Raw genomic sequence first — 9,045 nt, forward strand, 5'->3', positions numbered from 1 at the left:
GACTGTCGCGAACAAACCACTGGAATTGCCACTGGGGGAAGTTCCCGCCAGTTGGATGTCCGCAGCCCGAACGATTAATTGCCCAGCATTTCCTTCTCCTAAAGTCGTGGCGGTAATCTGCGCCCCACCGGAAATCTGCAAGCGATCGGTTTCCACTAGGATATTGCCTCCATTACCCGTGGCACCCGCTTCCACATTGGCAAAGAAAGCGCTCGGTCCTACCCCTGGCGCTCCACCCGCTAGTTCTACCTCGCTAGCCCGAACATCGATATCTCCGGCATTTCCAGCACTGAAGGTCAAGGTCGAGATTTGCCCTCCATCGGTCAGTTGCAAGCGATCGGTTTCCACTCGCAAGTCACCCCCATCTCCGAGTCCAAACGTTCCTCCAAACAAGATTGCCCTGCCGGTAATTTGCAAATTCTCGGTCTGAATATCGATAAGACCTCCGTTACCGGTTGCATTGGGGGCAACTGGGGCAAATAAACCGCTCAGCCCCACTTCTGGTACGCGACCGCTCAGTTCGATTTCTCGTGCCCTCACCTCTAACCGGCCGGAATTCCCGGTACTGAACGTGCCGGTAGACACCTGCGCCCCATCGGCCACCCGCAGGCGATCGGTTTCGAGGGTTAAGGTTCCCCCATTCCCCGTTGAGCCGGGGAACCGACCCACATCGGTGGAAACGCGAGTGCTAAAGGGAAACGGCTCGAAGGTTTCCGTCTCGGTAGGCGGTGGGGTAAAGGTAGAAGTTCCAGTGAGTTCGATCGATTCAGAGGCGCGGATGACCAGGCTTCCCCCCGCCCCCTCGCCCAGGGTATCGGCTAAGATTGCCGAACCTTGACTGGCGAGAACGTTACGCCCTCGAACTCGAATCGTCCCTCCACCATTCCCACTGGTTTCCACCGAAGCCGTTTGGGACAAGCGGATGTCCTGAAAGTTCTCGACCCCGTCATAACTCACGGCCAAGCCGGGGTTCGCGGACGTAATGCCCACAAAGCTGCCACCCCCAACGCTCCCGAGTTCGATCCGCCCGTCTCTAGCGGTGAGATTTGCTCCTTCTAGGGATAGATCTCCACCAACCAGGGCGAGGGTTCGACCGTTGGCGACCTGGAAGCCGTCGGGTCGGAAAACGCGAATGACGAAGGGATCGTCGAGAAAGAGATTGTTCCCCGTGCCTTGGGCGGCGATCGCACCGGGGTTCGAGCCGTATTGCAAACCGATGGGAATACTGACGGTCAGTAGGGGAGAGGTTTGGGGATTGGTGGCGCTAAACTCGCCCCCATCGGCGAACTGAAGGCTATCGGCCGTCGAGCCGAAAAAGGAACCACCGATATTGAGCCTTGCATTGGGACCCAAGAGAATGCCGTTGGGATTGAGTAGAAAAAAGTTGGCGTTGCCGTTGGCACGGATTAAGCCGTCGATGTTGGAAATCGATCCTCCGGTGTCGCGTGTGAGGATATTGTCGATGGTGAGGGCGTTGTTGAAAAACGCCTCAGCGCCCGTGGGTAAAGAAAACTCCTCGAAACTGTGAAAGAGATTGCCGCCTGCGGTCGTTCCCCCGGTAATCTCGCTGATGTTGCCGTTGGGGGTGACGATCGAATGATTCGGTAAGGTGGTGTCGGGAATAATTTGAGCCGATGCCCCCAAGGGAAATAGTGTTAGGCCGCCAAGCAGGGCGATCGAAAAAGCCGAAGGTTGGCAAGAAAGGCGCGGTAGATCGAGAAACTTGGCGATTGGATTCATACAATCGATTCCCTGTAATTAACGAGTAATTGATAACGGTCGAGCTGGGGCGCTGAGCTGAACTGATTTATAGCAACCGCCGGGGCAGGTGCGGGCAACGCCGCACCATTATGTCATTACCCGTGGTCTTTCCTCCCCCTGCCTCCCCTACCTCCGAAGCCCACGGTCACTTGTGTTCTAACCGATATGGCGACTGTTATATTTTACGGTACGGTTTGCGATCGATTACCGAACGCAAAACCGTTTTTAGAGCCATTGGGAGAATGGCTCTAGGAATTCGCCGAAACGCTCTATCCGTTCGATTGACGCCGACGCTTGAGTTGGGAACCGATCGCCAACAAACCCAGGCTTAAGAGTCCTGTTGTCGAGGTGGGTTCTGGGACGGCCTGCGCGTTGGCCTGGAGATCGTCCGTGGATAAAGTCTGCCACCGGAACTCCTGCCACAGTCCGGATTGCCAAGAGCCACCGCTATTACCACTGCAATTACTCCAACACCAGTTGTAGACTTGGCTATCTTCGAGCATTTGTTCGACTCGATCGTCCACCCCGTCGTTATCTGTATCCACCCAACTGGTCAGACTTTGCGCCAATACGTCGGGATTGGCGACCGAGAACTGCCACGGGGTAAGACCGAGAGTATTGGCAAGTCGCGCCTCGGCTTGATAAGTCAGGTCGTACCAAATCAGTTGCAGTTCCCACGAGGCAATCCCATCGTGCAAGTACGAGGGTAAATCCCAGCCGATAATATCTAAAGAGCGCGCGTCGAAGTCTTTGAGATGCCGCCGTTGTTCGACCGAAAGCAGGGGGTCCATAATGCCGAGCGTGCTGCTTTGTTGCTTCCAGTGACTGCCTTGAAAACCGTCGCTTCCCAATCCGAAATCTTGCGTTCCCGTCGAAAAGTACGCCAGGGGGGTGGTGCCGCTGTCGATCGAGAAATAGGAGTCAGCACCGACACCTAAGTCGAGTTGCGCGCTTTGATAACTGCGGTTGCTGTAGCGGAACATATCTAGGGAGTTCGTCCGAGCGAGCCGATCGAAATTTTCCTGCATCGTAGCCTGGGCTTCAGTCACAACAGCCGAATCGATCCCGCTGATAAACCCAAGAGCGTGACCGATTTCGTGAAGGGCGACACTGGCATAGTCGAGGGAGTTTTGAGGTGTGGGAAGATGACGGCGGGTATTGTAGTCCCAGTTCACTGAGTATTGCGAGAGATCGCTCATGAGGATGTAACCATCGATGGCACTATCGTCAGAGGGTCTCAAGTCGAGTGCTTTGGCATTAGCCGTGGTGAGGGTGAGGGTATCGTTAGACCAAGTATTGGTTTCCAAGTACCCACCATATTCTCCACCCAACCCGGTAGTATCTAGGTTGGCATAGGCTTGAAAATCGTCGTTGGAGGTGCGATCGTTATACAGTGCGTTCTGAAACTGCGAGTAGCTATTCGATTGCAGCCCCGGCATCGTACCGCCGATGACGTAATCGGGTAGCAGGTTCGAGTCTACAACTTCGACGAACAAATTGACTTCCACATCATCGACTAAAAACTGCGACCACACGTTGGCAGCCGTTTCAAAGCCGAGTATTTGGTCCATCGTGGTTCCCGGCGCGTAGGTGAAGTTAAAGGATGCGGCCTGAGCGGGAGTGGCTTCGCCCAACTAGGGCGATCGTTAGTTTCGGTGCAATTTTTACCAGTTGCGCCAGCCACTTTCGAGACTGATGGTGTGGGCTAGGACAGTCTGTAACCCGCGCTTGTCGATCGCAATGATTTGAGATGTGCGTCTTCATTTTTACTTGGCTGCGATCGGAATTTTTAGAAATCATACCCGCGTTTAAACTCATACTTGTTGACTCTTAGAAGTGACTTGTTCGTCCCTCATGGGACTTTGCTGCGATGAAAACGGCATGCTTCGAGACAGTTAGGTGTTAAAGCGGCTGACTCCGACGCTTGAGTCGAGAACCGATACCCAACACGCCCAAGGCTAAAAATCCAGTAGTAGACGTGGGTTCTGGGACGGATTGCGCGTTGGCTTGAATCGCTTCTGTGGGTAACGTCTGCCACCGGAACTCTTGCCACAGTCCGGATTGCCAAGAACCACCACCGCTACCACCGCAAAGAATCCAACACCAGTTATAGACTTCGCTATTTTCGAGCATCTGTTCGACGCGATCGTCTACGCTGTCGTTATCTGTATCCACCCAACTGGTCAGACTGTTGGCCCAAGTGGTAGAGTTGGCGAACAAGTCAGCGACGGAAATACCCAGGCTGTTTGCCAATCGCTGTTCCGCTTGAGAAGTCAGATCGAACCAATTGAGATTCAATTCCGAGCTGGAAATGCCATCGCGCAAGTCCGATCGCAAATCCCAACCCATGATATCGAAGGCTTGCAAGTCGGGTGCTTGCACCTCTGGCCTTTCCCCCAAGAAAATCAGGGGGTCCATAATGCCAATTTCGTTGCCTTGCTGTTTCCAGTGGCTACCCTGGAAACCGTCAGACCCCAGTCCAAAATTTTTATTGCCCCGAGAAAAGTCAGCCAGAGCTGTGCGTCCTCCATCAATAGATAAATAAGACTTGGGACCCACGGCAAGGTCGAGCCATCCTTTGTTCTTACTCCACTTGCTATAGCGGAATAAGTCCAGCGAAGTTGTCCGAAATAGGCGATCGAGGTTTTGCTCGAAGGTTCCGCTCGCTTCACGCACCAAAGCCGAATCGATACCGCTAATAAATCCCAGGGCGTGACCGATCTCGTGGATGGCAACACTGGCATAGTCCAGGGAAAACCAAGGAGCAGAGCTATCTCGGCGGTAGTTGTAGTCCCAGTCCACCAACAAGTGGTCCGAAAGATCGCTCATGACGATGTAGCCATCCATGGCATTGTCGTGGGTGGGTCTCAATCCCAGGGCTTTGGCATTCGCGTTGGTGAGGGTCAGATTTTTGTTGTACCAATAGCTGTTGCCCCGCTCGAAGGCTACGCGATATCGATCGGCGTAGGGGTCGTTGGCTCCGGATTGATAGGTGTAGAGGTTTAAGTTAGAATAAGCCGTCCAATCGTTGTTTGAGGTGCGATCGGCGTACAGTTCGTTCCGAAACTCGCCGTAGTCATACCCTGGATTCACCCCAGGTAAAGAACCACCGACGACATTCGCGGGTAGTAGGCTCGAATCCACGATATCGACGAATAAATTCACCTCCACATCATCCACTAAAAAGTTCGACCACACGTTGGCGGCTACTTCAAAGCCGAGCATCTGTTCGAGGGTGGCTCCTGGCGCGTAGGTAAAGTTAAAAGATGCAGCTTCAACGGGAGCGGGTTTGCTCAACAATGCTGCTAGGGCGATCGCCAGTTTGGGAGCGGTTTTCATCAGTTGCGCCATCCGATTGCGATACTTATGGCACAGGCTCTCTTTCGCTTGTAACGGCGATCGTGGAACGTTTGCACTCAGTTGTTCGAGTTTTGGGTTGTCCCGATCGAGACTCGTGGTTACTTTTGTATTCATTGACTGTGACCCCTAGTAGACTTGCTTGACGTATCCGTTAACATCGAAAAGAACGTTATAGCTGCGAACGTGGCACGCTTCTGGTCTCGATATCTATCCCCGAATTCAGACATGAACGTCCGAATATCTCCCGATCGGCAAATTTCGAGACAATTAGCAGCTAAAGCTGCCGACGCTGATGCTTCAACCGGAGACCGAAACTCAACAACCCCACGCCTAATAGTCCTGTTGTCGAGGTGGGTTCTGGGACGGACTGAGTGTTGGCTTGCATTGCTTCTGTGGGTAAAGTTTGCCACCGGAACTCTTGCCACAGTCCGGATTGCCAAGAACCACCGACGACGAAGGGGGGTAACTTGTACCAATCCACCACTTCGACGAATAGATTCACATTCGCATCATCGACCAAAAAGTTCGACCACACGTTAGCCGCCACTTCAAAGCCGAGCATCTGTTCGAGGGTGGTTCCCGGCGCGTAGGTGAAGTCAAATGATGCGGCTTGGACGGGAGCGGGTTCGCTCAACAGTGCGGTCAGGGCGATCGCCAATTTAGGCGCTGTTTTGACTAGCTTTGTCAGCCGATTTCGATATCTATGATGCAGGGTCTGGAGATAATCAGTTTGTGCGTGCTGCTTTCGAAGGGTTGATGTGAGTTGTTTCGTTTTCCCTGGGTCTTCCCTCTGATTCATGTAAGTGTTTGTATTCATCGAATTCACCTCTAAAAAGTTGCTTGCTTGACCTTTTAGGTCACTACAATCTGTGAAAGTGGCATGCTTTTACAGAATTTTGAACTAAGGCTGCTTTAAATTGTTTATAATTGAATTATATTAAATTATATGAATGAAAATATTTTGGTAAACGTGAAGAAGATAAAAAGTTTAGAAATTATTTCTAAATCGACGATGAATCCGAGCATCATCTACTCAATCGCCGCATCAAAATGATGTCATTCTCGAACAATGTAATTTTGGCTCTCAGTTTTGCTCTGAGGTCATTCTTCATATATTCTTCATGTATTCTCCATGGTGTTGCGACTGGAGAACGTCGGGTCTACATAAGTACGGTGCAGCTCGTTCTGATTCCCAGACAGATGCTCGTCCGCTGCGAACAACAACCTTAAGATGAAGATGAGTGTTCATTGCTTTTCAATTTCTTCGGTACTCTAAGTTGCGGTGACTGACTTAATTTTGGGAGTCTGTCGAGCAATTTCACCATCGAGTTAGATCGTACAAATCGATTCGATTGTGACGATCGAATCAGACTCAACAGCGACAAGTTATCGCACGCAGAACCTTCCGGCAGAAACCGGAAAAATCGATTTGCAGACATCTCTAGCGTCGTTCTCGATCGCGATCGTCAGCTCACTGCTTTGGATAACGTGCAAAAAATGCAATAGAGCAACTGACTCAGACATACGCAAATAGATTTTCCGCAAATCTACTGACGTCCTAAAACCATACCGATAAATTATGAAAAACTTGTGAAAATTTAAGCGGGTTCAAATTATCTTTATAGCGGTTCTCAATCGCATGAGGTATATCTAGAAGGGGTAAAAACATTGTCCCCATAACCTCAATTTTTTAATCTTGCACTTTACCCATGTGAAAAACGCTATAAATCAATGCTTTCCTTTATAACTTGATGGTTTTATGAATGCTAAATCTAGCGAAAACCATCGAAGTGACTTGGAATTTAATAACGCTTATCCAAGTTAAAAATTGAACTCACCCTTTCATAGTGTAAGTAATTATACAGTAAAAGACAAGAGTGAGTCTCGTTTTTTGCGCGGTTTCTCGTATTGACGCAACGGTGCTGGCGTAAGGCTAAATCTTCGCCGAACCGAACCCGCCGCCACCTGGGGTTTCGATAACAAATGTATCTCCCGGCTGCATCTGTACCGTTGCCGTGGAAGCCAACTCTTCGATCGCCCCAGACGATCGTTCTACCCAGTTTTTCCCTAACGCACCATCACCGCCACCGTGCAATCCGGCTGGGGAAACGATGCGATGACTCGAAAGAATCCCCGCCGTCATCGCCTCAAGGAAACGCAGGCGACGCACCACCCCATTTCCGCCGCAAAATAGCCCCTTGCCGCCACTATTGGGGCGAATGGCAAAATCATCCAAAAGTATGGGGAAGCGCCATTCTAGGACTTCTGGATCGGTAAGGCGGGAGTTTGTCATGTGGGTCTGTATCGCATCGATGCCGTGAAAGGTTTTCCCCGCGCCGGAACCGCCGCAGATGGTTTCGTAATATTGATAGCGATCGCTGCCGAAGGTAAAGTTATTCATCGTCCCTTGAGAACCCGCCAGGATACCCAGTGCGCCATATAGCGCGTCAGTGATGCCTTGGGAGGTTTCCACGTTCCCAGCCACCACCGCAGCCGGGGGTTGGGGGTTGAGGAGGCAGCCGGGGGGGATGACGATATCGAGGGGTTTGAGACAACCGGCATTCAGGGGAATGTCGTCTTCGACGAGGGTACGGAAGACGTAGAGGACGGCGGCTTTGCAGACGGCTGCGGGGGCGTTAAAGTTGGTGGCGAGTTGGGCAGATGTGCCGGTAAAATCGATTTTGGCACTGCGAGTGGGGCGATCGATGTCGATTTTCGCGCAGATGCGATCTCCGCTATCTAGGGGATAGGTGAATTCGCCATCGTTGAGGACGGCGATCGCATTTCGCACGCAAGCTTCGGCATTATCGCGCACGTATTTCATATAGGCTTGCACGGTTTCTAAGCTATAGTCAGAAACCATGTTTTTGAGTTCTCGCGTCCCTTTTTCATTTGCCGCAATTTGCGCTTGAATATCGGCGATATTTTGTTGGGGATTGCGGGCAGGATAGGCATTTGAATCGAGCAATTCGAGGAATTTATCTTCTTGGAAATTGCCGCTATCGACGAGTTTGAAATTATCGATTAATACCCCTTCTTCATCGATCGTTTTGCTATTCGGTGGCATGGAACCGGGGGTGATACCGCCAATGTCGGCATGGTGTCCGCGAGAAGCAACGTAGAAAATGGGAGAATTCGGAGTTCGGAATTCGGAATTCGGAATTGAATTAGAGAGGGGAGAGTGTGGAAGTGAATTGGATGCGAAAACGGGGGTAATAACAGTAATGTCCGGGAGATGCGTGCCGCCGTTGTAGGGGTTGTTGAGAACGAAGACATCGCCGGGATTGAGGGTGTTAGAAGATGCGGCAGAATCGATCGAATCAATTAAGCTGCGAATGCTTTCACTCATCGACCCTAAATGGACGGGAATGTGGGGGGCGTTGGCAACGAGTTCTCCATCCCGATCGAAGATGGCACAAGAAAAGTCGAGGCGTTCTTTAATATTGACGGAAGTACTCGTATTTTGCAGGGCAATTCCCATTTGTTCGGCAATCGATCGAAACAAATTATTGAAGATTTCCAACATCACCGGATCGACGATTTCGTTGGACTTTTCGATGTGTTGTTTTTGCGAGGTAGCTGTGGCAACTTTCGATAAAACCAGATGATTGTGTTGAGTGAGGGTAGCTTCCCAACCCGGTTCGATCGAATTGGTTCCCGTGGTTTCGATAATTAATGCCGGGCCGGAAATTCGATCGCCCGGTTGTAATAGCCGGTGGCGTGGTAGGCAACGCCGAGGTTGTGCAAGGCGTAACCTTCGCGCGCTGCATCCCCCACTTGCCTTGCGAACTGGATATTTTGTTGGTAACAGGCGATCGCTTCGGCGTAGTCGGTTGGCTGTTGCGGTAAGGGAATATCAGATTCGGTTCCCAGCCGTTCGGTTTCGGCGAGGCAGTTGGTCACGCCCAATGCCAGGATTTGGAG

7 protein-coding genes are annotated in these 9,045 nt (G+C 51.4%); 1 reads left to right on the forward strand and 6 read right to left on the reverse strand.

Annotation, left to right across the window (positions count from 1 at the left end; translation table 11 throughout):
• The coding region (locus IQ235_RS11045; RefSeq protein ID WP_264321520.1) for a filamentous hemagglutinin N-terminal domain-containing protein at window positions 1-1,740 on the reverse strand (1,740 nt) is incomplete at its 3' end.
• 110 nt (window positions 1,741-1,850) lie between these two features.
• Here IQ235_RS11045 and IQ235_RS11050 point away from each other — a divergent pair.
• Window positions 1,851-2,093 carry a hypothetical protein gene (locus IQ235_RS11050; protein WP_264321521.1) on the forward strand — a complete coding sequence of 81 codons (243 nt, stop codon included), beginning with the start codon at window positions 1,851-1,853 and terminating at the stop codon, window positions 2,091-2,093.
• Here IQ235_RS11050 and IQ235_RS11055 read toward each other — a convergent pair.
• The 5 genes from IQ235_RS11055 to IQ235_RS11075 all read right to left on the reverse strand — a co-directional run.
• Window positions 2,031-3,395, reverse strand: a complete 1,365-nt coding sequence (locus IQ235_RS11055) for an NF038122 family metalloprotease (RefSeq protein WP_264321522.1) — start codon at window positions 3,393-3,395, stop codon at window positions 2,031-2,033. The genes IQ235_RS11050 and IQ235_RS11055 overlap by 63 nt on opposite strands.
• A gap of 268 nt (window positions 3,396-3,663) precedes the next feature.
• Window positions 3,664-5,235, reverse strand: coding sequence for an NF038122 family metalloprotease (locus IQ235_RS11060; RefSeq protein ID WP_264321523.1), 1,572 nt, complete (start codon window positions 5,233-5,235; stop codon window positions 3,664-3,666).
• Between the two features lie 160 nt (window positions 5,236-5,395).
• The gene (locus IQ235_RS11065) at window positions 5,396-5,938 is read right to left on the reverse strand and encodes a PEP-CTERM sorting domain-containing protein (protein WP_264321524.1); all 543 of its coding nucleotides are present in this window, start codon (window positions 5,936-5,938) and stop codon (window positions 5,396-5,398) included.
• Window positions 5,939-7,054: 1,116 nt separating this feature from the next.
• Window positions 7,055-8,647, reverse strand: a complete 1,593-nt coding sequence (locus IQ235_RS11070; protein ID WP_441373261.1) for a hydantoinase B/oxoprolinase family protein — start codon at window positions 8,645-8,647, stop codon at window positions 7,055-7,057.
• 146 nt (window positions 8,648-8,793) lie between these two features.
• On the reverse strand, window positions 8,794-9,045 hold a 252-nt coding region (locus IQ235_RS11075), incomplete at its 5' end, for a tetratricopeptide repeat protein (protein WP_264321525.1).

Source organism: Zarconia navalis LEGE 11467, assembly GCF_015207075.1.
In the GTDB taxonomy this organism is placed as follows: Bacteria; Cyanobacteriota; Cyanobacteriia; order Cyanobacteriales; family Geitlerinemataceae; genus Zarconia; species Zarconia navalis.

Bases quoted from the DNA above. Each gene is read 5' to 3' on its own strand.
- IQ235_RS11050 (WP_264321521.1), top strand. From the start codon at position 1,851: ATGTCATTACCCGTGGTCTTTCCTCCCCCTGCCTCCCCTACCTCCGAA.
- IQ235_RS11060 (WP_264321523.1), bottom strand. From the start codon at position 5,235: ATGAATACAAAAGTAACCACGAGTCTCGATCGGGACAACCCAAAACTC.
- IQ235_RS11070 (WP_441373261.1), bottom strand. From the start codon at position 8,647: ATGTTGGAAATCTTCAATAATTTGTTTCGATCGATTGCCGAACAAATG.
- IQ235_RS11065 (WP_264321524.1), bottom strand. From the start codon at position 5,938: ATGAATACAAACACTTACATGAATCAGAGGGAAGACCCAGGGAAAACG.